The sequence below is a fragment of the Rhizobium sp. C4 genome (assembly GCF_021026315.1).
In the GTDB taxonomy this organism is placed as follows: domain Bacteria; phylum Pseudomonadota; class Alphaproteobacteria; order Rhizobiales; family Rhizobiaceae; genus Ensifer_A.
This window is the reverse complement of the sequence record NZ_JAJNCX010000005.1, coordinates 296,712-321,587: the sequence shown is the minus strand read 5'-3', so window position 1 is coordinate 321,587 and position 24,876 is coordinate 296,712. Positions and strand designations below refer to the sequence as shown.

Here is a 24,876-nt window from a genome sequence, read left to right as displayed (position 1 = left end):
GGCTTTTCAATCCTCCTCTAATCGTTTTCCTGTCACCGCCCGCCGAGAATGGTAACGACGGTTGCAGCCTCTTCAAAACCAAGGAAACCGCCCCCGTTCTCCGCGATCGCCCAACGGGCATCCGGCACCTGCCGCGTCCCGGCCTGCCCGCGCAACTGGGTGACGAGTTCGTGAATCTGGATGACGCCTGTCGCGCCGATGGGATGGCCCTTGGACAGGAGGCCGCCTGAAGGATTGACCGGTATGCGACCGCCGAGTCGTGTCGCACCTTCTTCCGTCAACCTTCCGCCTTCTCCCCGCGCCGCAAAGCCGAGGTTTTCAATTTGCAGGATCTCGGCAAAGGCCGTGGCGTCATGAACTTCCGCCAGCGACATGTCCGTTGGCCCAACGCCGGCCTGCTCGTAGGCCTTCAAAGCGGCCCGCCGTCCGAGGTGATTTTCGAAATCATCGACGGCGCGAGGGCTGGCAGATGTCAGCGCGCAAGCGGCGACCGGAACCGCCCTTTTCGCATCGAAGCGATGAAGCGCGCTTGCGGTACACAAGACCAGCGCGCCCGCACCATCACTGATGGGCGCGCACATCGCGCGGGTAAACGGCCATGAGACGGGCTTATCCGCCAGCACTTCCTCAATCGTCATGTCGAAGCGGTATTGAGCATCCGGGTTGAGTGTCGAATGGTGATGGTTCTTCGCCGCCACGGCAGCAATCTGCCGCTGGGTCGTGCCGAAGCTCGCCATGTGATGGCGTGCGAATGCCGCATAGATATCCATGAATACGCTGCGCTCAGCTGCGGGTTCGACATCGGCGGGGATGGGCGTAGCCTCTGCCAGCGCCAGCAATTGCTCAAGCTGCTGATCGAATTGCTGAACGTCGGTGCTGCCCTTGAAGGCTGCAAACATACCCTGTCGATTTTCGGGGAAGAACATCTTCTCCGCCCCGACGACCAGAGCCACCTCGCCGAAGCCGGCCTTGAGATAGGCAACGGCGTTGAGCAAGCCGGTGCTGCCGCTGGCACAGGCGTTTTCGACATTCGTGACCGGGATGCCCGCAATGCCGCTGGAGCGCAAAGCCACTTCACCGCGAACACCGTTCTGGCCCTCGAGAAGCGCCTGGCGTGTATTGGCAAACCATGCTGCCTCCACAGAGGCAGCATCCGCAAGACCCGCGTCGGCAAGCGCCTTGCTGACGGCAATCGCGGACAGCTGTCGCACCGATTTCTCCGGCTGCTTGCCAAGCGGCGTGATACCGGTCCCGACGATGTAGATTTGCGTTGCAGCCGACATTATGCATTCTCCTTTTCCAGCGCCTCGACAACCCGCAACACGTCACGGCGCGTGACCTTCCCAACCGGGTTTGTGGGCATTTCATTCAAAAAATGGATGGCCTTTGGAGAGCGAACGGGGCCGACCTGAGCTCTGGCAAAGGCGATCAGTTCTTCGGGCGTGACGCTGCTCTCTGCCGCCCGCACCACGGCCGCCTCGACACGCTCGCCCCAATAATCGTCTTCGCGCGCAATCACCGACACCTGGCGCACATCGGGATGGAGGGCCAGTGCTGCCTCCACATCGGCCGGATAGACATTGAAGCCCCCGGAAATGATCACGTCGCGCGAGCGGCCTTTCAGCGTCAGATAGCCGCTGGCATCGAAGGCACCGAGATCACCCGTATGCAGCCATCCATCCACGATGGTTTCCGCCGTCAGATCCGGTCTGTTGAGATAACCCCGCATGACAAGGTCGCCTCTGACAACCACTTCGCCCGTCTCGCCCGCCGGCAGGATCTCGCCCTGCGGCCCCATGATCTGCACATCATTGTAGGGACAAGGCCTGCCCACCGAACCGACATGCTGCTCGTCGCGCAATTCGCGGGCTGTCATTGCCGTGATCATGGTCGGTGCTTCGGTCTGGCCATAGATTGCCGCGAGACAGGGGCCGAATACCTCCTGCGCCTGCCGGACCTTGGAAGACGGCATGGGGGCCGCACCGTAGATCAGGTGGCGAAGGGCTGGATATCGCGCGCCTTTTGCGATCGCATGATCCATCAGGGAATAGATCAATGTCGGCGGCATGAAGCTTGCCGTGATCCGCTGCTCAATCATCACATCCGAAATGCGTGGCGCCTTGGCGCCATCCAGCAGCACGATGGAGCCACCGACCGCCAGAACCGGCAAGATGAATGTGCCCGCGCCATGCGTCAGGGGCGCGACCGCAAGCATGCGCTCGTCCTGATCAAACCCGAAAACCGTCAACATGCTGGCGATGCAGTTCATGAAAGCACGATAGGGCTGCATCACGCCCTTCGGGTTCCCCGTTGTGCCACCGGTGAACTTGATCGCCATGATCCCTTGATCCGGCTTCAGAATATCAGCCGGACGACGACCGGCATGACGTTCGCAGATCGCGGAAATGGTATCGCCCTTCCCGGTAGTGCCTGCGGCCAAAACCAAAGGGCGGTCCTGGCTTTCGAAAAGCGGCAGAAAATCATGATCTGTGACGATGAGTGAGAGTTCGGACGCGGCTGCGATACCGCCCAGTTCCTCTCGCGAATTGCGGGGATTGAGCGGCACCCAGACATGCCCGGAGGCAAAAACGCCGAGCATCGCGATCACATGCTGCCAATTGTTGTGCGCACAGATACCAACGCGCGCCTGCGGCTCGGGCAGCGCCTCCTGCAGGTAATGGGCGAAAGCGTCGACCTGCTGCGCAAGCTCAGCATATGTCAGCGTGAGCGCGCCATCGACGAGCGCAATGCCTTGCGCATTTATCCTCAGGCCCCGCTGGAGCATTTTGATCGGTATCATTTTCCACCCGCCATCGGCCCTGAAGCCTTTGCAGATCTGCCTCGAGAGTTCCGGCCGAGAACGGCCGATCAAAGGCACTATCTATTTGTTTTTACGTAAATTATTGGGCAGGGCTCGGTGCGCCCTGCCCCAGACTTCTCCCGTAAAGCCCGGCATCTGACATTCTTATATTCTAGAATCTAAGAATGTCAATCCGATGCGACGTACCAAAAAAGCAAGTTGGCGTTCCTTCAGTTGCCGGCAGCGCGCAGTGCATCATGAACGTCATAGCCGTAGAGCCACTCGCCATTGTTGAGCGTGGCATGCGGGTTGCTGTATTGGCGGATCTTGAACTTGAGGTTCCGCACGAAACGTTGGAGAGGAGACCGAAGGTGATTTTCCGCAGCGCGCGCGCGGGAGCCGATCTGCGCACGCGCCGTGCGTGGCAGACGCAGTCTCTCATAGAGCGACAGACGTTCCGCGATCGTCCCGTGATCCCGAGACAGAAGAAGCCCGAGTGTCAGGCCGTCCTCAAGCGCCATCGCCGCCCCCTGCCCCAGGAATGGCAGCATGGGATGAGCGGCGTCACCGAGAAGCGTGATCCGTCCCTGCGACCAGCGCGCAAGCGGCGGTCGATCAAACAGTCCCCATTTGAAACAGGTTTCCGCTCGTGCAAGCAGAGTTAGAAGGCTCCGGTTCCAGCCGCTGAAGGTTTGCAGCAGCTCGGCAGGGTCGCCTTTGAGCGCCCAGGACTCGGCGGTCCATTGAGAGGTCTCGCAAACGGCGACGATGTTCACCAGTTGTCCGCTGCGCACATAGTAGTGAACCACATGCCCGCCGGGGCCCAGCCAGTTCGTGACAGCGGGCTCGATCGCATAAGGTAGCGCTTCGACCGGAACAGTGAGACGCCAGGCGACATTTCCGGTGAATTCCGGATCATCCTTGCCAAACATGCTCTCGCGAACTGCGGATTTGATGCCATCGGCGCCGATAACGACATCTGCTTCGACCTCATCCCCATTGTCGAGAAGGACGACGGCGCAGTGCTCGTTCTGGCTGACGGATCGGCATCGGGCTTGAAAGCGAACATCGCGCTCGGGGAGTCCCGCCGCCAGAATACCATGAAGATCGGCGCGGTGGACGCTGAGATGCGGAGCGCCAAAGCGCGTCTCGTATTCCGATTTGATGTTGGCGCGGAAAAGCGTCCGCCCGCTCCGCCAGTCCCTGAAGACATGAAATTCGGGCTGGAAGGCACAGCGTCGCAACGGATCTTCCAAACCGAGTTCCCGTAGCACCTTAAAGGCATTGGGCGACATGTTGATGCCGGCCCCGACCTCGCCGAATTGAGACCCTTGCTCAAGGATCACGGTATCCGCCTGTCCCCTCAAGGCGCGGGCGACGGCAAGACCTCCCAATCCGCCGCCAACGATGGCGACGCGCAGCTTTCTGACCATGCCTTTCCGCCTCCTCCGACATCAGGCAATGCGACCGTTCCCGTTCGCGTTACACCTGTGCGATCCTCCGTCGACCGACCCGGCCCGGCGTCTCCGCTTCCTGTTGCAGTGACGATCAGAGCGGTCGCAAATCGGCGGGGCGGTCGATCAGACCACGGATCGCCCAGATCTTGTCTGATGCCTGCCCGAGGAGGTCCTGCGCACAATCCCGGGCAAACGAATTGGAGACGAGGCGATGCTGTGACGCGGTGAACATGTCCCTGAAGCAACGCTGCAGGGCGGTGTTGCGGATGGAAATTCCACCCGCCGCCTTGTGGGCGAACACGCAGATGTCGGTCGCGGTATTCGTTACATGGACCAGCGCCAGCCGCGCGAGCGTGTATTGGCGCGTTTGGACCGGGTTGCCCTCGTTCAGCGTGTTCGAAATGTCGTGCCAGACTTCGTAGCAGAGCGCGCGCGCCGCTCTCAGTTGCCCCTCGGCAAGTCCATAGTTCTCCTGGAACTGATCATCTCCGCCCTGGATCGCAAGCCGCGAAGGCCGTCCATCGGGTGATTCCGCCAACGCCGCAAGCTCCGACAGCGCCCTGCGTGCGATCCCGAGTGCCGCGCCGGTATGGCCCAGCGGCGACATTCCGACGATGCCGAGCCGAAACAGATTGCCACCTTGTTGCGGAACATTGGCATCCGGGAAATGCGTGAACTCCTCCGGAACGAAGACGTCTGTGAGTTCGTAGTCCACACTCCCGGTCGCGCGCAGACCGACGACATCCCAGTTTCCAAGCATTGTCGCCTGCTGGGTGGGCACGATGAATGTGCGCACCTCTGGCTGCCCCGTCAAAGGATTGAGGCGCGGCTTGCCATTTTCAAACACGCGTCCGCCGCTATGAAGCCATTGGGAATGAAGAACGCCACTGCCGTAGCTCCAGCGGCCAGACAAACGGAAACCCTTCCCATCCACATCGGCCCTGCCGAAAGGCCCGCCATTGCCGGCGATGATCGGAATTCCTCCGCCGAATACCTTGCGCGCGCCCTCTGGTGGCAGATAGCCCGAGGCGGAACCGATCGCCACATTGGACGCCATGACGACCCAGCCGGCCGCAGCATCAGCCTCGCAGAGGGTTTCATAAACCTCCAACACCTCCGTCGGGCCAACCTCTGCGCCGCCAAAGGGCCGCGCGGCGAGCATGGTGAAGAAGCCGCTTTTCGATAGCAGATCGAGGCTTGGAGGCGTAAGCCGGCCAGCAGCCTCATTGGCCTCCCCATGCATGCGCAGCTCTGGCGCAATCTCGCGTGCCCTATCTACCCAATTTGAAGATTGCCCGATGTTCAACTTCTCGGCGCTCGCGTTTGGCATGGGATTCTCCTCAATCCATGAAAGCAGCAAATATCCGTCCTTCGCCCAGAAACATCTGGCGACAGGCTGCCCCAGCGTCGGATCGACGCCGCGCAATTCCATTCAGTTTTCGGAAGGCCTTCGGGCCTCTTACGTGGCGGTCCAGCCGCCATCCTGCACCAGCAACTGCCCGGTCATGTAAGCCGAGGCAGGCGATGCAAGATAAAGTGCGAGCCCGAGGATTTCTTCCGCCTGTCCTCTTCGCTTCATCGGGATGCGGCTATGGATGGCGGAATAAAACCGCTCCTCGTCGCCGCTAGATGCCTGCTGTCGACGCGCTTCGCCCAATCGCGTACCGCCGTGCCAGCCGGGAGCGATCGTGTTCGCGCGGATATTGAGTTCCGCATATTCGACGGCAACCTGCTTGGTGAAGCCGATGATGGCGGACTTCGACGCTGCGTAGTCCACACCCGCCGAAGCAAAGCCGGGATAGTAGCCGCCGATCCCAAGGATGGACGCCAGGTTGATGATGGAGCCCCCCTGCTCGAACATCATCGGCAGAGCCGCGCGCGTCACCAGAAAAGTCCCCGTCAGATTGATGTCGATGACACGACGCCAGTCCTCCAAAAGGGTTTCGTGCGTGCGGGCGGGTACAGCAGACACTCCGGCGCAGTTGACCAGGATATGCAGATGCGACTGTTTGATTTGCGCAATGGCATCCGCAACGGATGCCTCGTTTGCAACATCGATCTGGCGGGCCACGGCCTCTCCGCCGGCAGAAACAATCGCCTGCGCAGCCTCTGTCGCACGATCCTCGAAAACATCCGCGCAGATCACATAAGCGCCGGCTTTGGCGAAGCCTTCCGCCATTACCCGCCCAAGTCCACTCCCGGCACCCGTGACGAAGGCAACCTTGCCGTCCAGTCCAAAAAGCTCTTTCAAAGTGAAACCTCCCTGAATTTCAATCGCGTTGCGTCAGCCGGAACGAACCTGACCGCCATCAACGTACAGCGTCTGCGCGGTCAGGAACGCGGCGTCGTCGCTCATGAGGAAGGACAGCGCACCGGCCAGATCATTGGGCTCTGATGGTCGCGGAATGGCCTGACGATTGGCGTGTGCCTCGAACAGCTGCTCGGACGTCATGCCATTGAAGTTCGGCTTGCGTGCGAGCGTGCCGGGCGTGCGCGTGAACCCGGGCGCGATGGCATTGACCGTGATCCCATCGGCCCCGAGCTCGCTGGCAAGCGCACGCGTGAAGCCAATGACGCCGGCCTTGCTGGCGATATAATGCGTCAGTCCCGGCGCAACCTGCGCATAGGAATTCGAGGTCATATTGACCACGCGGCCCCATTTGCGCTCGCGCATGCCCGGAACAAACTGCTTCGCCATCAGGAACATGGAGTCGAGATTGACCGTGATCATCTGGCGCCATTGCTCATAGGAAAGATCCTCGAACCGGCAGCTCGGGAAGATCCCCGCATTGTTCACCAGGACATCGCAGCGGCCAAAGCTTTCGAGGATCGTGGCGGCAAGCTGCCTGACGGCTTCAGGGTCCCCGACATCGCAGGTATGCGCCACAGCCTTGCCGTTGGCCTTGGTGATGTCGGCCACCACATCGTCGGCCGCGATCCGGTCAACGATGACCACGTTCGCACCCTCCTGCGCCACCCGCAGAGCGAAGGCCCGGCCGATCCCGGACGCCCCGCCGGTAATGACAACCACTTTGTTTTGATGACGCTTTTCCATGTCGAGTTCCACTAACCCCAATTGCATAACGCCTTCTTATATTCTAGAGTTTCAGTTGTCAACGGGCTGTTCTGTTGGCTCCCGAACTCTTTCAGACGGCCTCTTGGCCCGGAATGGCCAGGCGCTCGCCGCCGCGCAACGTCGATTTTCAGGGCTGGCCAACGGACGCCTCAGCCTGCATCCAACCGATAAGGAACTGCCTATGACCGTGAGCTCCTCCGTCCCGTTCCGCGCCTCTCTTGGCGAAATGGACCCGGAATCCAAAGCCCTCATGGCCGCACTACCGCGGCCGACAAGCCCGCCATCGCTGGAGATGATTCGTGACGGTCTGCGCCGCTCGCGACCGGTCAATCAACCCGACCTGCCGCATATGGCCAAGACGCGCGAGTTCGCAATTGCCGGGAAGCATGGGGACTTTCAGCTGCGTTATCATCGGGGCATGGAAACGGCAAAAAACGCGGACCTGCCCGTACTCGTCTGGTTTCATGGTGGCGGCTGGGCCGTTGGGGATCTGGACAGCCACGACTGGGTCTGCCGCGCCATCGCCAATGCAGCCAGCTATGCCGTCGTCAATGTCGATTATCATCTGGCGCCGGAGCATCGCTTTCCCGTCGCATTCGATGATGCCGAAACGGCAACGCGTTGGGTCTTTGCCAACGCCGCGATGCTGAAGATCGACCCGGCGCACATTCTCGTCGGCGGCGACAGCGCCGGCGGCAATCTGGCGGCCGCTACGGCACTCGCACTGCTGGGCGACCCGCAGATCAAGCTGCATGGGCAGGTTCTCGCCTACCCGATTACCGATCTGACATTCGAGTATGATCCACGTTTCGAAAGCGGGGTCGCCCTCACGAACGGAGACATGCGGGTCTTCATGGACCATTACGTGCCCGATCACATGCAGCGCCGGGACTGGCGTTGTTCACCCTTGCTGGCTCCAAGCCTGAAAGATCTGCCCCCGACGGAGATTATCCTTGCCGGCTTCGACCCGCTTTATGACGAGGGCGAAGCGTATGCGACGCGGCTTGCGTCCGAGGGTGTGGAAACACGCGTTGCACGCTTCCCCGGCCAGATGCATGGGTTCATCTCGCGGCCAAAACTGATGCCGAAGGCCTATGAGGCGATTTCGGAAATTGCCGCCTTCCTCAAAACGCAGTCATAGCCGTTTTCAGCCAGAGCTGTTCGGAACGTGCCGCTGGGTGATCAAACGTCGCTCGCCCAGCGGCCACACGGAGGCAGCCATCGCGGTGCCCCGCAAATACGCTCAAGCAGCGAGATTCTTGGAAGAAAGAAAGGAAGGGAGGCCCCGCTCAAGGCCCCATTTCCGCATACTCTTGACGAATGCGCTTCTTTTATACTAGAATTTAACATCGCGAGAGAAGACCTCGCCTGACCTTTGCAGGAGTCCCATGTCCATTCCCCTGATCGATACGGCTGAAACGTCTCCACGCGCGTCCTTCGACATGCGCGAACTCAGAGATTGCTTCGGCGCGTTCTACACAGGCGTCACCGTCGTCACGACAAGGGACGACGAGGGACGCATCTACGGAACAACCGTCAATTCCTTCAGTTCTCTCTCGCTGGATCCACCTCTGATTTTGTGGAGCCAACGCCGGGTGTCGTCGACCTTTCCGATTTTCAGTGCCGCGCGATATTTCGCCGTCAATATTCTGGCGGAAGATCAGGTAGAGATATCGCAGGCCTTTTCGAGCACCCGGCCGGACAAATTCGCAGGCATCCGGACGCAGCCAGGGCTTGGCGGCGCGCCCCTCATCCTGGGCTGCTCCGCCTATCTGCAATGCTCGAACGAGATGAGCTATCCGGGCGGCGATCACGAAATTTTCGTTGGGCGAGTTGAGCAGATCGAGACGATGCAACGCCCCCCGTTGATTTTCGGGGCCGGTCGTTACCGGACGTCGCAGCTCTTGCAGGCCGGCGCCGGCCGATAAGACCTCTCCCAGAATCAAGAACCCGCCAGTCTCGCATCGAGGCTGGCGGGTTCTTTGTATTCCTGGTTGCGCCGGATTTTTTGCGGCGGGCAATCACACAGTCGAGCGGCGAAGACCATCGACCGTCCAGCTGCCGCCGCCTGCAAAGGCGATGTAGAGGAAGATGAAGCAGAAAAAGATTGCCGATTCACCCATATTCAACGTGGGCCAGAAACTGGAAGGCATGTGACCCTTGAAATAGGCAATGGCCATTTCACCGGACGCGATAAAGGCTGCTATGCGGGTCTGATAGCCGACGAGCATCAGAACCGATGTCACGGCCTCAATGAGACCGGCCACCAGAAGAAGCGTCGGCATTGGGCTTCCGACGCCGGGGATGGCCGCCGGGAAATGCAGAAATTTCATCGTGGCGTGCTCCAGGAAAAGAAGCGCAGTCACAATGCGAAGAATGGCCAGAACATTGGGCGTCCAGCTGTTGAAATTCGGCATGCTATATCTCCAGTGAGTTCTCGTTTCCCTTAAGCAGCAGGCGCTGCCGTCTTGACTTCGATATGATCCAGAGCCGCACAGCATCGTGCCGGGCATAACCCAGCAAGCAGCGCTTGGTGTCTGGAAAACAGTTGCTCCCAACGAAGAGCAGCTCGAAAGCGTATCAGGCTCTCATATTCGAAAGGCTGAGATCGTCACCCCGCCTGATGCACGGGCATCCGGTGCATGCTGCAATTTGAAAATAACGAGTTCATGGTTGCCTCCCAAGAAGCAGCATCTCTCACGCGGGGAGGACAAATTGATCGATTGCAATGGCCCGACGGCCTGTCTTGTTTCTGCACGATGCGTTCAACCTCCCAGTCGGCGCCACCTCTCGCGGTTTTATATATTCTAGTATTTATCATCGGTCAATTCTGGACGTCGATTTTCCCTGCATGCGTCGATCGGCCATGCGTCTAGCCGAGTAAGGGCGTAAGGTTTGACATTTGTAAGATGCTAGAATATATGAAGCTTGGGAGCATGGCGTGGACCTCATTGTTTGGTCTCCGCCTTGTGGGACCTACACGCATGCGGCGCCTTGGCAGGATGTAGACGCCTTGTCGACCCGGGGGGAAATGCCTGGACCGCATGAGCCACATCAGGGAGGAACTTCATGAAACAGCTATCAAAATTCGCGTTTAGCGCCTGCATTGGCGCGGTTGTCAGCGTGGTCGCCGCATTTCAGGCGCAGGCTGAAATTGTTGTCGGGGGGACATTCTCGCTGACCGGCCCCGCCGCCGCGCTTGGCACGTCCTTTCAGAGGACGCTTCCTCTTCTGCCGAAGGAAATCGCCGGGGAGCCGGTCCGCTACGTCATCGTAGACGATGGGTCAGACCCGTCTGCGGCGGTGCGCAATGTCAGAAAGCTGATCACCGAAAACCATGTCGACGTTCTGATCGGCCCGACAAACGCGGCGACCGGCTATGCCATTGCACCTGTTCTGGGAGAATTGAAGGTGCCCTTGATCTCCGGCACCGCACTCGATCTCTTCGGCGACAAGAGCGACTGGTTCATCAACCTCTCGACTCCGATCACGATGTGGGTTGCCCAGATCGTCAAGCATATGAAGGAAAGCGGGCTCAAGAAGGTTGCCTTTGTCGGCTATAACGACGTCTACGGCGACACGGCGTTTGCCGCCTTCAAGAAAGATTGCGCCGAGGCTGGCCTGGAAATTGTGGCTGACGAGCGTTTCGCGCGCTCGGACACGAGTTTCGTCGGTCAGTCCCTGCGCATTTCCACAGCCAAGCCAGACGGCGTTTTCATTGCCGCTTCCGGCAGCCCGGCCGTGTTGCCCAATGTGACGTTGCGTGAGCGGGGATATGCAAAGCCTCTCTATAACGCTCCGGTCGCAGTGAACCAGGATTTCCTGCGCCTTGGCGGCTCCAAGGTGGAAGGCATTATTTCAGCCGCCTACCTGATTGCTATTCCGCACCAGATTCCGGATAGCAACCCGTCGAAGAAGGCCGTCACCGAACTCTACGATCAGTTCACGAAACTGTATCCGAATGTGCAGCCCGACACGCAGAACCCGACCGCCTATGACTCCGGCGTAGTCCTGAAAATGGTTGCAACCGAAGCGCTGAAGGTGGCAAAGCCGGGCACCGAGGAATTTCGCGTGGCTATTCGCGATCGCCTGCACACGATCAAGGGCCTGGTCGGCAGCATCGGCGTCTATGAATTCAAGCCCGGTCAACCCTATGGCGTTCAGGAGAACAGCATCGTCTTCGTGACCGTCAAAGACGGCAAGTGGACCTATCTCAGCCAGTGAACTTTCAGCCTTCCTGGTGAACACAGGAAGTGGCGAGCCAGACAATACATGCGGCCACGGTATTCCGTGGCCGCATTTACTTGAGCGCAATCACAAGCTTTGTGTCGAGGCAGAGCTTCAGCGGGACGTCTGATGGAAAGGCAATCATGATCGCCGCAAAGGCGATGAACAGGATGCTCCCAGCCACGTTGATCACGAGAGCCTGGGCGGAAATCACGGTTCCCGCCACGTCACCGATCATGCTGTCGAAGCGCTTCCGGCTTTGAGCCGCTCCGTCGGAAAGCATGCATGACCGACATGCACACAATGGCCATGTCATAGGAAACGAGACACAAGAACCACCACAGAAAGTGGACTTTGCGAGATGCTCTACTGATAATTGGTCAGGTCATTTCAAAACTGAGGGATAAAGCTTTAGCGACCCTGCCGGAAACAGCCGCAGCGAATGCCGTGTTTCCGACCCGTGCGATCAAACTCACGCGCCGCCCAGGTAGGCCTTCGCAAGACGAGGATCTTTCAACAATTCACTGGCGGTGTTCTGCAGCGTGATCTCGCCCGTCTCCATCAGGTAGCCATAGTCCGCGCATTCCAGCGCGGCACGAGCATTCTGCTCGACAAGCAGGATCGCCACGCCGGCCGCCTTCAACTCGCGGATAATCCGGAAGATCTCCTGAACGATCAGCGGAGCAAGACCGAGACTTGGCTCATCCAGCATCAAGAGCCGTGGCTGGCTCATGAGCGCGCGCCCGAGCGCCAGCATCTGGCGTTCGCCGCCCGAAAGAGTGCTCGCCTGTTGTTTGCGACGTTCGGCAAGTTTGGGAAAGAAGTCGAATACATCCGCCAGCCTCGCATTCAGCCCGGCACGTTTCCTGCGGTGAACATAATATCCGAGCTGCAGATTGTCCTCGACCGACATCGAGCCGAAGAGCTCGCGGCGTTCGGGAACAAGGCACAGGCCCATTTCCGCCCTGTCTTCAACATCGAGCAGATCGAGCGCGCATCCGTCGAATTCGAAATATCCGGATGCAGGGATCAGACCCACCGCTGCATTCAGCAATGTTGTCTTGCCTGCCCCGTTTGCCCCGATGATCGTCACCATGGTTCCGGCCGACACATCGACGCTCGCGCCCTGTACCGCAGCGATCCTGCCATAGCTGACCTGCGCGTCGCGCACCTTGAGAATAGAGTTCAAAGAATGCCTCCCAGATAGGCTTCACGGACGACGGGGTTGGAACGTATTTCCTCCGGCGTTCCTTCCGCACGCTGCTTGCCAAAGTCCAGCATGATGATGCGATCGACCAAGCCCATGACGAATTCCATGTCATGCTCGACGAGCAAGAGGGTCACTCCGGCGGCGGATATCTCCTTGAGCAACTGGCTCAGCTGGTCCTTCTCAAGACGGCGCAAACCTGCTGCCGGCTCATCGAGCAGAAGAATGACAGGGTCGGAGGCCAGAGCCCTGGCGATCTCGACGGCGCGCTGTTGACCAAGCGGCAGGCTGCTCACCATATCGTTCGCCCGTTCGAGAAGCCCGATACGTTGGAGCTGGAAGGCCGCCTCTGCTCGCAATTGCTTCTCGACGGCCGTATCGAGGTGCAGCGCACCAGCCAGAAATCCCGTTTTCGTTCTGGAATATGCGCCAAGCATGACATTCTCCAGCAGCGACATATTGGGCCGCAACTTCACATGCTGGAACGTGCGCGCCACGCCGGCTTTGACGAGATTGACCGGCTTCTCGGTCGTCAGATTCTCGCCCGAGAACGTCACGGTTCCCTTCGTAGGTCGCAGGGCTCCCGAAATCAGGTTGAAGGTCGTGCTTTTGCCTGCGCCATTGGGGCCGATGAGCGCGACGATCTCGCCCGCCCGAACATCGAAGTTGACGTTGTCGACAGCCGTCAGACCACCAAACCTCTTCGACAGACCCGAGACCTGAAGCAGCGGCTCGCCGCGCATCGGCAGAGAGCGGCGCGCCAGGGGTTCGGCTGTCTGTGCGACGGGTTCGCTTTTACGCGGTGTGAAGCGCGGCAGCATGCCGACAATACCGGACCTGGCATGCTGCAGAACCAGGATGAAAAGGCATCCGTAGATGATCTTTTCAATATTGCCGGCCCGCGAGGTTACCAGCGGCAAAAGATCCTGCAGGATGGAGTGCAGCGAGGTGAACAGGGTGGCCCCGATGACCGCCCCGGCAATGTGGCCCGAACCGCCGATCACCGCCATCAGCAGAAACTCGATGCCTGTCTGGATGCTGAAAGGATCCGGTCCGACATAACGCTGCGAATGCGCATATAGCCATCCGGCAAGCCCGGCCAGCAGCGCGGAGATGACGAATATTCCCAGCCGGATGCGGAACTGGCTGATCCCGAGGCTCGTGACCAGCGTCTCGCCGCCCTTCAGCGAGCGGATCGCCCGCCCCTGCCGGGATTGCATCAAAAATGTCGTGCCCAGCATGACAAGGATGAGGCAGACGGCGACAAGATAGAAATACCGCTCCTGAGGCGCCAGGGAAATGCCCGCAATGGAAAGCGCAGGGATATCGCTAATGCCTGTGTGTCCGCCCAGTTCCTCCAGATTGCCGAACAGAAGCGTGATCACCATCCCCCAGGCTAGCGTCACAAGCGCAAGATAGTGGCCAGACAGATGCAGGGTCACCATGCCGAGAACCGCTGCGGTAAACGCAGACACGGCCAATGCGACAGGCAGTCCCATCCAGGGCGAAAAGCCGAGCTTAGCGCTCAAAACGGCGGTCGCATAGGCCCCCAGGCCCACAAACGCCGACTGTCCAAAGGAGATCAGCCCTCCCGAACCGGTGAGAATGACAATACCGATTGCGACAATCGAATAGATCCCGACGAAGTTCAGGATCGCAATGTAAAAGCTGCCTAGAACATAGGGCGCAAGCACGACAAAAATCAGTACGGCGAGGCTCAAAATCACGGAACGCGTGGTCATCAGAGCTCCTCCTCTTCTTCTTCAACTTCAGAATGGACCGACAAGCCGCGCAAGAGGACGATCGGTATCAACAGCGCAAAGACTGCCACATCCTTCAAGGCACTGGAGTAGAAGGATCCAAAGGACTCGATGATGCCGACAAGGAGCGAGCCGAACAGGGCTAGCGGATAGCTGGCAATTCCACCGATAGCGGCGCCGACAAAGCCTTTCAGACCGATCAGGAAGCCAGTATCCGAATAGACAGTCAGATTGGGCCCGATCAGAATTCCCGAAATCGCCGCGAGCCCGGCCGCAATGAGGAAGGCCGAATTGCCGGCCGAGGCGACGCGAATTCCAACGAGACGCGCGCCGACACCGTTCACAGCAGTGGCACGCAGCCCCTTGCCCCACAATGTTCGCTCGAAGAAAAAGTAGAGACTGATGGCTATGATAGCCAGAGCGATCAACACGACGATATTGGCTGCCGGGATCTCAAGGCTCCCGATCGTGACACTGCCGCTGATATATTCCTTTGTCCTGTAGCCCTCCGCCCCAAAGAACAGCAGCGCAACACCGGCCATCGGAAAATGAACGACCGCAGCGGTCATCAGCAGCGTAAGCACGGATGCAGAGCGCATCGGCTGGAAGACAACGCGATACATCAATGGACCAAGCGGCAGAATAAGAGCAAATGTCAGCGCGATTTGAACAGCCATCGGCAATTCGTAGGTTGGCAGCACAGCCGCCACGACAACCGGCGCACAGGGCAATACGCCATAGGAAACCGCCGACCGCCAGAACTTCGACAAGCGTTTCCGACGATAGAGTTCCACCGCCTCCATGAACAGCGCAAGACCTGACAGGATCAGAATAAGCCAGACTGTCCCGGGGAGCGTATTTGCCTGGATCGACGCCAGTGTCAGCACGGAATAGGCAATGAGGTCGCCATACGAAACAAACGCGATGCGCGTTATGTTGAAGACAAGCACCGTGCCTAGAGAAAGCAGCGCATAAATCGCGCCGCCAGCAACTCCTTCGCGTAGAAGAAGCAGGGCAATATCAAATTCCATATTAGAGATTCGCTCCCAACGATAATGCGCATGAAGACCACAGCAGGGGATGAACCCACAACGGCTGGATCTGGCACCTTCTCTTGCCCCCGAGAGAAATGCCGTTCTTCGATCGAGGCCCAGAAATGCCGCAAGAATTCATCGCACCTGCTCCATCCCACTCTCCCCAAACCACATTTTTCTGCCCCCTGCCGGTAAGCCAAGGCGCAGCGCCTCCGCAGCAAGCCTGCAACTCCCGTTTCTTATATTCTAGAGTATTAGGTGAGGAGTTAACACGAGTCAACTCTGAAAGAGCCTGCTTGCAAGGCAGCCATGAAGAGCCATCCGTGGGGCTTTGTCGCAAACTTTTGGTATGGTCGCAGAGAGGGCCTGTCGCAAGTTTCCGTGGGTGACGCGCTGTTGACGATCGGCAGGGAAATTACCGTTCCCAATGTCGAAGCATAGCCATGACTCTGAATGCCATTGCCGAAAAGCTGACGCGCCAATCGAAGGACGATTTCAAAGGGCGTCATTCAGAGGCATGGCTGATTATGCAGGCGGTGACCTGGTATTTGCGTTATCCGCTCAGATATCGTGACCTTGAGGAAATGTTTCGTGAACGCGGCTTCGAGGAGATGTTGTGGCTGCCGAAGGGATATGAACCCGCGACCCCTTCGTTAAGAGAGCTATACGTCCAAAATAATATGATATTTTACACCTTGCATGAAAGGTCCGATGTGGAGCTGCTTCCCAACGTTCCAGTTTGGAAGTCGAGGATGAAATTGCTGCCATGGCGCAGGACACCTCGATAGCCGCCTTTCACCTCGTCTCGGACATCAGACAATCAAGCTGACAATTCAAAACCGGTCGTTGCGCTTTGCGTGAACAGCCGTCGATACTTCGTTGCGCGCAACAAAAGGATCGCGCAGCAGTTTGCGATCCTGGCGCTGGCGAGCCGCCGCCAGCCGCTGCGCCGTTCATCCCAACTCAACCGCACAAAAAAGCGGGCCATTCCATCCTCCTGAAATCAGGCCCATTATAGTCTTCGTTGCATTTGAAATTGGAATCTGCCCTCGGCTACACACTTTAGGTTGATCGTTTATAATGGAACTCACGTTCTTTTTCTCTGAAAGCTGATTGAAAGCTTGGCCTGCTAGGTATGCCTACATGCTGAGGAGAAGGCGATCGGGATGATTGCCTTGGCATGTATCAACCGGGAGGAAATAATGACTTTCAATCGTAAAGCCGTGCGCGCAATTGCGGGTTCCACGCTCACCGTACTCACGCTTCTGGCCGCCACGTCGCTGGCAAGCGCTGCCGACAAGATCACCATCATGGTCGGCGGCTATGAGAAGCAGATCTACCTGCCCGCCAAGCTCGCCGAGTCGCTCGGTTACTTCAAGGATGAAGGCCTCGATGTCGAACTCCTGAACGAGGCGGCCGGCGTTGACGCGGAAAACCAGCTTCTGGCCGGTGCAGTGCAGGGCGTTGTCGGCTTCTACGACCATTGCGTCGACCTTCAGGCCAAGGGCAAGTTCGTCGAATCCATCGTTCAGTTCAGCCAGGCGCCGGGCGAAGTCGAACTCGTCTCCAACAAATATCCCGACATCAAGAGCTTCGGCGACCTCAAGGGCAAGAATCTCGGCGTGACCGGGCTCGGCTCCTCCACCAATTTCCTGACGCAATACATGGCTTCGAAGGCTGGCCTGAAGCCGGGCGACACGGTGTCTGTTCCCGTCGGCGCTGGGGGAACCTTCATCGCCGCCATGCAGCAGGACAAGATCCAGGCCGGCATGACAACCGAGCCGACCATCTCGCGCCTGCTCAAGACCAACGAGGCCCGCGTTCTCGTCGACATGCGCACGGTCGAAGGCGCGCGTGCAGCGCTCGGCGGCACCTATCCGGCCGCCTCGCTCTACATGGAAACCAACTGGGTCAACGCCCACAAGCCGGAAGTACAGAAGCTTGCCAATGCCTTCGTCAAGACGCTGAAATTCATCAACACGCATTCGGCGGCCGAAATTGCCGAAAAGATGCCGAAGGATTTCTATGTCGGCGACAAGGACGGCTATGTCGCAGCCCTCGACGCCGGCAAGGGCATGTTCACGCCGGACGGCGTGATGCCGGAAGATGGCCCGAAGACGGTTCTCGCCGTTCTCTCCGCCTTCTCCAAGAATGTACAGGGCAAGCAGATCGATCTTGCCAAGACCTACACGACCGAATTCGTGAAGGCCGCGAAGTAAACCACCACCCAATCCGTGCCTCTGCCCCAACCGGCGGAGGCGCTCCCGACCTTAGTTCGCCTGCGCGACGCCGCGCGGAAAGGATGCCCCATGTCCGACAGACAGTCCGGCCCCCCGGCCATCGAGCTGATCAACATCACCCGCCGCTTCGTTTCACCCACCGGCAAGTCGCTGACCGCTATCCGCGATTTCAACATGACGGTGGAGCGCGGCGAATTCGTCGCCGTTGTCGGCCCGACCGGCTGCGGCAAGTCGACGACGCTGAATCTCGTGACCGGCCTTGCGAGGCCCTCTGCCGGCGAGGTTCGCCTGATGGGCGCGCCGGTGAACGGCATCGACCCGCGCGTTGGCTTTGCCTTCCAGAAGGATGCGCTCTTCCCCTGGAAGAATGTCATCGAAAACGTCATGGCCGGCCCCCTCTTCCGTGGCCGCTCCAAGGCGGAAGCGGAAAAGATGGCGAAGGACTGGCTCGCCCGCGTCGGGCTTTCAAAGTTCCTGTATCACTATCCCCACCAGCTTTCCGGCGGCATGCGCAAGCGCGTCTCACTGGCGCAGACCTTCATCAACGAGCCGGAAATCCTGCTGATGGACGAGCCCTTCTCGGCGCTGGACGTACAGACACGCACCGTCATGCACGAGGAGCTCCTGAAGCTCTGGGCCGAACGGCAGGCCTCCGTGGTCTTCGTCACGCATGACCTCGAAGAGGCGGTGGCGCTGGCCGACAAGGTCTATGTGCTGACTGCAGGGCCTGCGACGGTGAAATCCGTCTACACGATCGACCTGCCGCGCCCGCGCGTCGTCTCCGAAATCCGCTACGAGCAGGGCTTCATCGATTACTGCAAGACGATCTGGGAAGACCTGCGCCAGGAAGTCGAAACCAGCTACCGCCGCGCCAGCGAAGCCGCGTGACATCTTTGTTTTTCGCAATTCCGGACGCGAAACCGGTTCCCACTTTCGCTGGAATTGCTTTGGAAGGAACACCCCATGACCGATACAACCATGGAAAGCGTCAGCACGCTCTTCCGCCCCGGCACATCCGACAAGGAAATCGAAGCCGCTGCCCTGAAAGCCATCACCGCGCGCAAGCGCACCGTGCTCTTCTGGCAGATCACCATTCTCGTGGCGATCGTCGGCCTCTGGGAAATCGGCGCACGCACGGGCATCATCGATCCCTTCTTCTACGCGAGCCCCTCCGCCATCGGCGCGCGCCTCTACGAATGGGCGACCGAAGGCACGACGGAAGGCTCGCTCTGGTACAATCTCGGCGTCACGATGGAAGAGGCACTCATCGGCTTCTTCACCGGCTCGATTGCCGGCATCGTGGTCGGCGTCGGCCTCGGCCAGAACAAGCTGCTCTCCGACATCCTCTCCGTCTATATAAAGGCGATCAACTCAATCCCGCGCGTGGTTCTCGCACCGATCTTCATCATGATCATGGGCCTCGGCCTCGCCTCCAAGGTGGCGCTCGCCTTCATCATGGTTTTCTTCGTCGTCTTTGCAAACGCCTTCCAGGGCGTGCGCGAGGCCGACCGCGACATGATTGCGAACGCCCGCATCCTCGGCGCATCCGAGTGGAAGGTGACGCGCGAGGTCATCGTACCGTCTGCGATGAGCTGGATCTTTGCCAGCCTCCACGTATCCTTCAGCTTCGCCATCATCGGCGCGATTGTCGGCGAGTTCGTCGGCGCGCGCTACGGCATCGGCCAGTTGATCTCGATCGCCAAGGGAACCTTCGACGCCGCCGGCATGTTCGCCGCCATCGTCCTCGTCATGATGGTCACGCTGGTGGCCGAATACCTGATGACTCTGGTCGAGAACCGGCTGGCCAAGTGGCGTCCGCAGCAGAGTTTGGATACGCATTGAGACGGGAAGCGACTGCGAAGACTGGAGGGCCGGGTCACCGGCCCTCTTTACGTTTGGATCGCGCTGCGTTGCGCCTTTATCCTTGCGGCCCAGATCGAAACGCCAACTTCGACAATATGTCGGCTATGAAGGCGGTCTTCGCGTTCGTATAGCCCTCACGGTCTTCTCCGAAGGTCCGGGCAAGTTCCTGTTTCAGTTCTCCATAGGCATCGGACGCGGCGCGATCGGTGATCAGGTGGTTGCGGAAAGCGATATGTCTCGCCAGTTCAGGATTGTCGGCCGCGCAGACGTAAAGATGATGTGTCGGTAGACCCATCGGCTGAACGAAGGCATGACGCCCTTCAATGCCCCTTTCTCCCGCATAACTGTAGCCGAGCAGCAAAAGCCTGCTGATGGCTTCTTGTAGTTCAAGCTCGGAGGAAATGACGACATCAATGTCGATCACCGGCTTGGCGACCAGGCCCGGAACTGCCGTGCTGCCGACATGCTCGATCCTCAATGCAACCGCGCCCATCACAGCCGAAACGTCATCCCTCAGGCGGGCGAAAATCTTCGGCCATTCGAGATCGTAGGGAACAATCATGACAGGTTCAGCCATCGTCTCACCCCGCCATCGGCAGTCGCACCATCACAGACAGCCCGCCCGCCTTCGAAGTCCCCAGCACCACCGTTCCCCCTGCCCCTTCGACCACCTCGCGAACGATGGCGAGGCCCAAGCCGCTGCCTTCGGCCTGCGTGCCCATGATGCGGTAGAAGCGCTCGAAGACATGGTCGCGCTCATCTGCCGGAATTCCCGGTCCGCCGTCGTCGACGGTGAGCACGACCGAGCCTGACTCCTGCCCGACGCGAACGGTCACTTCACCGCCGTCGGGCGTGTAGCGCAGCGCATTGTCGACGAGGTTGACGACCATTTCACGCAGCATCGTGCCATCGCCCACGACTGGAGCTGCGCCATCGCCTTCCAGGCCAAGGTCAATGCCGCGTCTGAGCGCATCCTCGGCCTGCGCTTCCAGAACATGGCGGGCGACCTCGATCATGTCGATGCGCTCGGCGCGCGGTGCGCGGCTGCCGGGCTCTGCACGCGTCAGCGTCAGCAGTTGTTCGGCAAGGCGCGAGGCCTGTCGCGTCGAGCGTGTCAGCGCTTCAAGAGCATCGCTGCGACGCTGGTCGTCGGTCTCGCGCGCGGCAACGCTCGCCTGCGTCGTCAGAAGCGTCAGCGGGGTGCGCAACTGATGCGCAGCATTGGCGACAAACCGGCGCTGCGCCGCCATCTGCCGCTGCACGCGCGCCATGTAGTCGTTCAGGGCATGGACCAGCGGGCGCAGCTCCGTCTGCACGCTGGCCGGATCGAAAGGTTCAAGCCGCTCGCGCCGGCTGGCGATGACTGCCTCGCGCAGCCGCATGAGCGGGCCGAGGCCACGCCGCAGGCCGAGAAGCGTTACGACGCCGGCAACAGCGACAAGCACGAACTGGTTGAGGAAATCCGACATCCATAGCCGCCGCGTCAGATCCGTCTCGCCCCCGACCGTCACGGCGACGGTGACGCTGATGGAGGCGTCTTTCTCCAGCCCGATCACGGGATGTTCGATCGCAATCGCGCGTACCTCCTCGCCGCGAAAGCGCATGGTCTCGCCTCGACCGGGGACCGCGGGTGCCGTGAGTTCCGCAAAACCGGCAATCATCGTCCCCCAGGCGGTCCGCACGCTGTAATAGACACGGTCGCCATAACCGTTGTCGAAATTCTCGAGCGCCGCCGGCGGGATTTCGACCGTGACATTGCCGTGCTCGTCGGTGCGCACGGCCTCCGCGATCATCCGCGCCGAGCCCATCAGCGTGTTGTCGGTGACGATGCTGGCGATTTGGCCGGCCTGACGCATGCTGAAATAGATGTTGAGGCCAAGAACGCCGAGCAATGTCAGCAGCACCCAGATGAGAAGCTGGGCGTAAAGGCTTTCCCGGGCATAGCGCGAGAAGCCCGCGAACTCCTTCAGGCGCTCCATGTCACAGCGCCCGTAGCATGTAGCCGAGACCGCGCAACGTGGCGATCTGCACGCCGCTGCCCTCGATCTTCTTGCGCACCCGATGGACGTAGATCTCGATGGCGGCCGGGTCGGGCTCGGCGTCGAAGCCGAAGACGCTTTCGTGCAGCGCCGCCTTGGTGACGGTGGTGCCGGACTTCATCACCAGATATTCGAGCACCGAATGCTCGCGCGGGGTGAGTTGCAGCGGCGCGTCCTTCAGCATGAACTGGCGGCTGGCGCTGTCGAGCGACAGGTCGGCAATGGTGATTTCAGGGCTTGCGAGATCATGGCCACGGCGGATCACGGCGCGCAACCGCGCCTCCAGCTCCGCCAGTTCGAAGGGCTTGGCGAGATAGTCGTCCGCACCGGAATCAAGCCCCGCCACTCGCCCGTCGAGCGAGGCATTGGCCGTCAGAATGATGACCGGCGTGCGGTTACCCTTGCGGCGGATGCGCTTGAGCACCGTCATGCCGTCGATATGCGGCAGCGACAGATCGAGCACGATCGCGGCATATTCGCCAAGCGCGATCAGGTGCTCGGCCTCTTCCCCGTCATGGGCGACCTCCACCGTGTAACGCGCCTGCACCAGCGCCCGCGCCAGCCACGCTGCAAGTTCATGATTATCTTCAACAATCAGCAATCGCATGATGAATTTTCGTCTTTTGCGCCTGCCTCACTCGCGTTCCCGCACTCGGCGGGGTCTCGCCCGGATCAGCAGGCGCGTCCCCTCCGGTATCCTTCAAGGCAGGCTAGCATGTCCAATTGGGCGAGGCGAGCGGCTTCCTGAAGGAGATCAACTCAAGGTGGTTTCCGCCTTTTGAAAGGTATCAGATATCGCACTCAGGCCACGCGAATGTTGTGCGAAGGTTCTGGTCCCGATGGCCTGAGTGGTTGCAGTCCAAACGAATTCGCGCGAACATATGTATTCGTGTGAAGGAGAATTGCATGCAGAAAAAATCAACCCCGATTGACCAACACGTGGGATCACGCATCAGGCTTCGCCGGATGACGGTCGGTATGAGCCAGGAGAAACTCGGTGACTGCCTTGGGGTCACGTTCCAGCAGGTTCAGAAATATGAGAAGGGTGTAAACCGGGTCGGAGCCAGCCGGCTTCAAAGGATCTCCGAGGTGCTGAATGCACCCATCTCGTTTTTCTTCGAGGAGGCGCCCGCCACGTTTGATCACCAACTGGAAGTACGGGAGAGGGATTCCCTTTCAAAGGTGCTCGCGTCAAAGGAGTTTCTATCTTTGACGAATAGTTTCAGTGCCATTCGAGATCCGAAGATCCGTCAGAAAATCATCGACCTTGTTGACGCGCTCGCGGCAACCGACCCCGATGCGGGCGATCATGCTGCAGAGAACATTACCGCTGCACGCTCGGACCGCCTGTGACCTATCGGCTCATCACGTTTGGCGCCGGCCAACTGCTATGGCAAGAGGCTTCCGAGCCTTTGCGCGTTCCCGATCTGTCAATCGCCCTGCTGGCTTATCTTTACGACTGCAAGGCGCCTGTTGAACGGCGCGAGCTGGCACGGCTCCTTTGGCCTCATGCGCGCGATGCCGCTTCGACCAACCTGCGCTCACTCCTTCGCCGACTGACGGCAGCACTTCCCGCAGAGGGAAAGAACCTGCTCGATGTTGATGATCGACACATGTCGATCAGACGCGAGATGGTCGTATCCGACATCGATGCAACAGCTACCGGATCTCCTGCTGAAGAACTCGCCGCCCTGGCCGAGCGCGTTACCAAACAATTCTTGCCCGCTTATGGGAAAGGCTCCGAGCGTCTGGATCTGTGGGTTCGAGATCTGCGAAACCGCATGCTGGTGGCGTTGCGCGAAGCCTTCTTCGAAGCGACAAAAGCTCAAACAGATAGCGCAGCCCAAGCTGCATCCAGGCGCGCAGCCTTTGTCCTGCTCGAACAGAACCCCGAGGACGAGGACGTCAGAGCAACTCTGCTGATCGGGGCCAAGGCAATTCTCCCCGCGCATTCCCGAACCCGGCTGGTGGTCGGCTCTCACATCGGTTCGGCTGAACAGGGAACGGGCGAGACGACGAACCTCCCTCCCCGCCTGGCACTGCTGCCTCCGGACGAAAGCGGGTTGGCCGTCAAGCAACAGTCGGTCTCCAATGCGCTGATCGAGGATTTGACGATCGATCTCTGCACCAGTCGAGCTGTCTCCGTCATTGCCCCCTATACGTCCGAGCAGATCAAGGCCTCGCGGGACAAGGTCGAGGCGTTGAGGCGCCATCATGTGCATTTCGCGCTCGATACGCGCCGCTCGGGGGATTATCTGTTCGTGCAGTTGATCTTTCTGCCGGCCGACGAAGTTGTTTGGGCGGCGCGCTTTGCCCTGAGCCCCGACGGTCTTCTGGAGCAGAGACGGCAGATCGCGGACACGATACGCTCCGTCATCGCACAACGCGTTGAACAGAAATCTCCACAGACGGTGGATTTCCAAGCCGGTCCCGAGGCCTATTTCGCCTATCTGCGGGGGCTGCAGAGCCTTTCCAGCGTGAGCCTGCCTGCCGTCAGAAAGGCGCGTCGGCATTTTCGGGAGGCGCTCGATCACCAGAGCGGCTTTGCTCTGGGTCTTGCGGGCGTAGCCCGAACATTGAGCCTGGAATGGGTCTTGACCGCCAGGGGGGATACGGAGCTGCTGATGGAGGCCGAACGCCTCGCCCGAACGGCAGTCGACAGGGATGAACAGTGCTCGGGCGCACTCAAGGAGCTGGGCGTGAGCCAGCTTTACATGGGCAAGATTGATGAAAGCCTGGATGCGCTTCAACGCGCGGAAGCCGTCAGCCCCCATTACGCCGACGCCTTGTGCAGCTATGCCGACAGTCTCAATCACGGCAGCAGGCCGGCGGAAGCCTACGAGAAGATAATGGCTGCGATCGACCTGAACCCGCTCAGTCCGGACACGTATCTCTGGACCGCCGCCGGCGCCAGCTACTTCCTTGGCGAGCATGAGCGCGCACTCTCTCTTATCGAACGCATGCGTGATCCAAATCCAGCCTCGCGGCTGGCGGCAGCCTGCTGGGGCATGCTCGGCAATGCAGCCAAGGCACGCGCCTGCAGGTTGAAGGTGATGCGCGACAATCCCCATTTTGATGTGGAAAAATGGCTTGCCATGATCCCTCACAAAGAATCATGGCAGACTGAGCTTTATCGTGAGGGTCTGCTGAAGGCCGGTTTTTAACAAGGAGAT

Annotated in this window: 23 protein-coding genes and 1 pseudogene; 9 read left to right on the top strand and 15 right to left on the bottom strand. The window is 59.7% G+C overall.

Features of this window, described 5'->3' with window-relative positions:
- Positions 1–32 precede the first annotated feature (32 nt).
- The 6 genes from LQK84_RS11880 to LQK84_RS11855 all read right to left on the bottom strand — a co-directional run bounded on the left by LQK84_RS11880 (position 33) and on the right by LQK84_RS11855 (position 7,312).
- Positions 33–1,283 (bottom strand): thiolase family protein, encoded by a 1,251-nt coding sequence (locus LQK84_RS11880; protein WP_230828932.1) that lies wholly within the window; start codon positions 1,281–1,283, stop codon positions 33–35.
- On the bottom strand, positions 1,283–2,800 hold the full coding sequence (locus LQK84_RS11875; protein ID WP_230828931.1) for a class I adenylate-forming enzyme family protein: 1,518 nt from the start codon (positions 2,798–2,800) through the stop codon (positions 1,283–1,285). Before LQK84_RS11875 ends, LQK84_RS11880 begins: the two co-directional genes overlap by 1 nt.
- A 230-nt stretch (positions 2,801–3,030) precedes the next feature.
- Positions 3,031–4,233: an FAD-dependent monooxygenase gene (locus tag LQK84_RS11870; RefSeq protein ID WP_230828930.1), complete on the bottom strand. Its 1,203-nt coding sequence runs from the start codon at positions 4,231–4,233 to the stop codon at positions 3,031–3,033.
- 115 nt (positions 4,234–4,348) lie between these two features.
- On the bottom strand, positions 4,349–5,683 hold the full coding sequence (locus tag LQK84_RS11865) for a hypothetical protein (protein ID WP_230828929.1): 1,335 nt from the start codon (positions 5,681–5,683) through the stop codon (positions 4,349–4,351).
- Positions 5,684–5,716: 33 nt separating this feature from the next.
- Positions 5,717–6,508, bottom strand: coding sequence for an SDR family NAD(P)-dependent oxidoreductase (locus LQK84_RS11860; RefSeq protein WP_230828928.1), 792 nt, complete (start codon positions 6,506–6,508; stop codon positions 5,717–5,719).
- Between the two features lie 33 nt (positions 6,509–6,541).
- Positions 6,542–7,312 carry an SDR family NAD(P)-dependent oxidoreductase gene (locus LQK84_RS11855; RefSeq protein WP_230828927.1) on the bottom strand — a complete coding sequence of 257 codons (771 nt, stop codon included), beginning with the start codon at positions 7,310–7,312 and terminating at the stop codon, positions 6,542–6,544.
- Here LQK84_RS11855 and LQK84_RS11850 point away from each other — a divergent pair.
- Together LQK84_RS11850 and LQK84_RS11845 are read left to right on the top strand one after the other, a co-directional pair.
- The gene (locus LQK84_RS11850; protein ID WP_230828926.1) at positions 7,311–8,474 is read left to right on the top strand and encodes an alpha/beta hydrolase; all 1,164 of its coding nucleotides are present in this window, start codon (positions 7,311–7,313) and stop codon (positions 8,472–8,474) included. The two genes, LQK84_RS11855 and LQK84_RS11850, sit on opposite strands and share 2 nt — an antisense overlap.
- A 247-nt stretch (positions 8,475–8,721) precedes the next feature.
- Positions 8,722–9,261 carry a flavin reductase family protein gene (locus LQK84_RS11845; RefSeq protein WP_230828925.1) on the top strand — a complete coding sequence of 180 codons (540 nt, stop codon included), beginning with the start codon at positions 8,722–8,724 and terminating at the stop codon, positions 9,259–9,261.
- Between the two features lie 93 nt (positions 9,262–9,354).
- Here the strand turns inward: LQK84_RS11845 and LQK84_RS11840 are convergent, their stop codons facing one another.
- Positions 9,355–9,750, bottom strand: coding sequence for a DoxX family protein (locus LQK84_RS11840; RefSeq protein ID WP_230828924.1), 396 nt, complete (start codon positions 9,748–9,750; stop codon positions 9,355–9,357).
- A 652-nt stretch (positions 9,751–10,402) separates the two neighbouring features.
- Between LQK84_RS11840 and LQK84_RS11835 the strand changes: the two genes are divergently transcribed.
- A complete protein-coding gene (locus tag LQK84_RS11835; RefSeq protein WP_230828923.1) occupies positions 10,403–11,557 on the top strand; it encodes an ABC transporter substrate-binding protein in 1,155 nt (384 codons plus the stop codon).
- A 76-nt stretch (positions 11,558–11,633) separates the two neighbouring features.
- Here the strand turns inward: LQK84_RS11835 and LQK84_RS11830 are convergent, their stop codons facing one another.
- The 4 genes from LQK84_RS11830 to LQK84_RS11815 form a co-directional block, all read right to left on the bottom strand.
- A complete protein-coding gene (locus LQK84_RS11830) occupies positions 11,634–11,843 on the bottom strand; it encodes a hypothetical protein (protein ID WP_230828922.1) in 210 nt (69 codons plus the stop codon).
- 189 nt (positions 11,844–12,032) lie between these two features.
- Positions 12,033–12,749, bottom strand: coding sequence for an ABC transporter ATP-binding protein (locus LQK84_RS11825; RefSeq protein WP_230828921.1), 717 nt, complete (start codon positions 12,747–12,749; stop codon positions 12,033–12,035).
- A complete protein-coding gene (locus LQK84_RS11820; protein ID WP_230828920.1) occupies positions 12,746–14,509 on the bottom strand; it encodes a branched-chain amino acid ABC transporter ATP-binding protein/permease in 1,764 nt (587 codons plus the stop codon). Before LQK84_RS11820 ends, LQK84_RS11825 begins: the two co-directional genes overlap by 4 nt.
- Positions 14,509–15,558, bottom strand: a complete 1,050-nt coding sequence (locus LQK84_RS11815) for a branched-chain amino acid ABC transporter permease (RefSeq protein ID WP_230828919.1) — start codon at positions 15,556–15,558, stop codon at positions 14,509–14,511. Before LQK84_RS11815 ends, LQK84_RS11820 begins: the two co-directional genes overlap by 1 nt.
- A 446-nt stretch (positions 15,559–16,004) precedes the next feature.
- Here LQK84_RS11815 and LQK84_RS11810 point away from each other — a divergent pair.
- Positions 16,005–16,169, top strand: a pseudogene (locus LQK84_RS11810) (IS6 family transposase); the annotation flags it as partial.
- A 212-nt stretch (positions 16,170–16,381) separates the two neighbouring features.
- Here LQK84_RS11810 and LQK84_RS11805 read toward each other — a convergent pair.
- Positions 16,382–16,549 carry a hypothetical protein gene (locus LQK84_RS11805; protein ID WP_230828918.1) on the bottom strand — a complete coding sequence of 56 codons (168 nt, stop codon included), beginning with the start codon at positions 16,547–16,549 and terminating at the stop codon, positions 16,382–16,384.
- A 214-nt stretch (positions 16,550–16,763) separates the two neighbouring features.
- Here LQK84_RS11805 and LQK84_RS11800 point away from each other — a divergent pair, with 214 nt between their 5' ends.
- The 3 genes from LQK84_RS11800 (at position 16,764) to LQK84_RS11790 (ending at position 19,643) form a co-directional block, all read left to right on the top strand.
- Positions 16,764–17,780 (top strand): ABC transporter substrate-binding protein, encoded by a 1,017-nt coding sequence (locus LQK84_RS11800; RefSeq protein WP_330166410.1) that lies wholly within the window; start codon positions 16,764–16,766, stop codon positions 17,778–17,780.
- Positions 17,781–17,870: 90 nt separating this feature from the next.
- Positions 17,871–18,689 (top strand): ABC transporter ATP-binding protein, encoded by an 819-nt coding sequence (locus LQK84_RS11795; RefSeq protein ID WP_230828917.1) that lies wholly within the window; start codon positions 17,871–17,873, stop codon positions 18,687–18,689.
- A 75-nt stretch (positions 18,690–18,764) separates the two neighbouring features.
- Complete coding sequence (locus LQK84_RS11790) at positions 18,765–19,643, top strand: ABC transporter permease (protein WP_230828916.1); 879 nt, start codon at positions 18,765–18,767, stop codon at positions 19,641–19,643.
- A 76-nt stretch (positions 19,644–19,719) separates the two neighbouring features.
- Here the strand turns inward: LQK84_RS11790 and LQK84_RS11785 are convergent, their stop codons facing one another.
- From LQK84_RS11785 to LQK84_RS11775, 3 genes are read right to left on the bottom strand one after another with little or no spacing between them, the layout of a single operon-like run.
- Positions 19,720–20,241: a GrpB family protein gene (locus LQK84_RS11785; RefSeq protein WP_230828915.1), complete on the bottom strand. Its 522-nt coding sequence runs from the start codon at positions 20,239–20,241 to the stop codon at positions 19,720–19,722.
- A gap of 4 nt (positions 20,242–20,245) precedes the next feature.
- Complete coding sequence (locus LQK84_RS11780) at positions 20,246–21,643, bottom strand: sensor histidine kinase (RefSeq protein ID WP_230828914.1); 1,398 nt, start codon at positions 21,641–21,643, stop codon at positions 20,246–20,248.
- Between the two features lies 1 nt (position 21,644).
- The gene (locus LQK84_RS11775; protein WP_230828913.1) at positions 21,645–22,310 is read right to left on the bottom strand and encodes a response regulator; all 666 of its coding nucleotides are present in this window, start codon (positions 22,308–22,310) and stop codon (positions 21,645–21,647) included.
- A 299-nt stretch (positions 22,311–22,609) separates the two neighbouring features.
- On the opposite strand from LQK84_RS11775, the gene LQK84_RS11770 reads away from it, so the two are divergent.
- Together LQK84_RS11770 and LQK84_RS11765 are read left to right on the top strand one after the other, a co-directional pair.
- Positions 22,610–23,056 carry a helix-turn-helix domain-containing protein gene (locus LQK84_RS11770; RefSeq protein ID WP_269071999.1) on the top strand — a complete coding sequence of 149 codons (447 nt, stop codon included), beginning with the start codon at positions 22,610–22,612 and terminating at the stop codon, positions 23,054–23,056.
- The gene (locus LQK84_RS11765; protein WP_230828912.1) at positions 23,053–24,867 is read left to right on the top strand and encodes a hypothetical protein; all 1,815 of its coding nucleotides are present in this window, start codon (positions 23,053–23,055) and stop codon (positions 24,865–24,867) included. The genes LQK84_RS11770 and LQK84_RS11765 overlap by 4 nt, the downstream gene beginning before the upstream one ends.
- Positions 24,868–24,876: the final 9 nt, after the last annotated feature.

Excerpts from the sequence above, each read along its gene's own strand:
- LQK84_RS11880 (WP_230828932.1), bottom strand. The coding sequence starts at position 1,283 with ATGTCGGCTGCAACGCAAATCTACATCGTCGGGACCGGTATCACGCCG.
- LQK84_RS11875 (WP_230828931.1), bottom strand. The coding sequence starts at position 2,800 with ATGATACCGATCAAAATGCTCCAGCGGGGCCTGAGGATAAATGCGCAA.
- LQK84_RS11870 (WP_230828930.1), bottom strand. The coding sequence starts at position 4,233 with ATGGTCAGAAAGCTGCGCGTCGCCATCGTTGGCGGCGGATTGGGAGGT.
- LQK84_RS11850 (WP_230828926.1), top strand. The coding sequence starts at position 7,311 with ATGTCGAGTTCCACTAACCCCAATTGCATAACGCCTTCTTATATTCTA.
- LQK84_RS11855 (WP_230828927.1), bottom strand. The coding sequence starts at position 7,312 with ATGGAAAAGCGTCATCAAAACAAAGTGGTTGTCATTACCGGCGGGGCG.
- LQK84_RS11845 (WP_230828925.1), top strand. The coding sequence starts at position 8,722 with ATGTCCATTCCCCTGATCGATACGGCTGAAACGTCTCCACGCGCGTCC.
- LQK84_RS11840 (WP_230828924.1), bottom strand. The coding sequence starts at position 9,750 with ATGCCGAATTTCAACAGCTGGACGCCCAATGTTCTGGCCATTCTTCGC.
- LQK84_RS11835 (WP_230828923.1), top strand. The coding sequence starts at position 10,403 with ATGAAACAGCTATCAAAATTCGCGTTTAGCGCCTGCATTGGCGCGGTT.
- LQK84_RS11830 (WP_230828922.1), bottom strand. The coding sequence starts at position 11,843 with ATGCTTTCCGACGGAGCGGCTCAAAGCCGGAAGCGCTTCGACAGCATG.
- LQK84_RS11820 (WP_230828920.1), bottom strand. The coding sequence starts at position 14,509 with ATGACCACGCGTTCCGTGATTTTGAGCCTCGCCGTACTGATTTTTGTC.
- LQK84_RS11815 (WP_230828919.1), bottom strand. The coding sequence starts at position 15,558 with ATGGAATTTGATATTGCCCTGCTTCTTCTACGCGAAGGAGTTGCTGGC.
- LQK84_RS11805 (WP_230828918.1), bottom strand. The coding sequence starts at position 16,549 with ATGGCCCGCTTTTTTGTGCGGTTGAGTTGGGATGAACGGCGCAGCGGC.
- LQK84_RS11800 (WP_330166410.1), top strand. The coding sequence starts at position 16,764 with ATGACTTTCAATCGTAAAGCCGTGCGCGCAATTGCGGGTTCCACGCTC.
- LQK84_RS11795 (WP_230828917.1), top strand. The coding sequence starts at position 17,871 with ATGTCCGACAGACAGTCCGGCCCCCCGGCCATCGAGCTGATCAACATC.
- LQK84_RS11790 (WP_230828916.1), top strand. The coding sequence starts at position 18,765 with ATGACCGATACAACCATGGAAAGCGTCAGCACGCTCTTCCGCCCCGGC.
- LQK84_RS11785 (WP_230828915.1), bottom strand. The coding sequence starts at position 20,241 with ATGGCTGAACCTGTCATGATTGTTCCCTACGATCTCGAATGGCCGAAG.
- LQK84_RS11780 (WP_230828914.1), bottom strand. The coding sequence starts at position 21,643 with ATGGAGCGCCTGAAGGAGTTCGCGGGCTTCTCGCGCTATGCCCGGGAA.
- LQK84_RS11775 (WP_230828913.1), bottom strand. The coding sequence starts at position 22,310 with ATGCGATTGCTGATTGTTGAAGATAATCATGAACTTGCAGCGTGGCTG.
- LQK84_RS11770 (WP_269071999.1), top strand. The coding sequence starts at position 22,610 with ATGCAGAAAAAATCAACCCCGATTGACCAACACGTGGGATCACGCATC.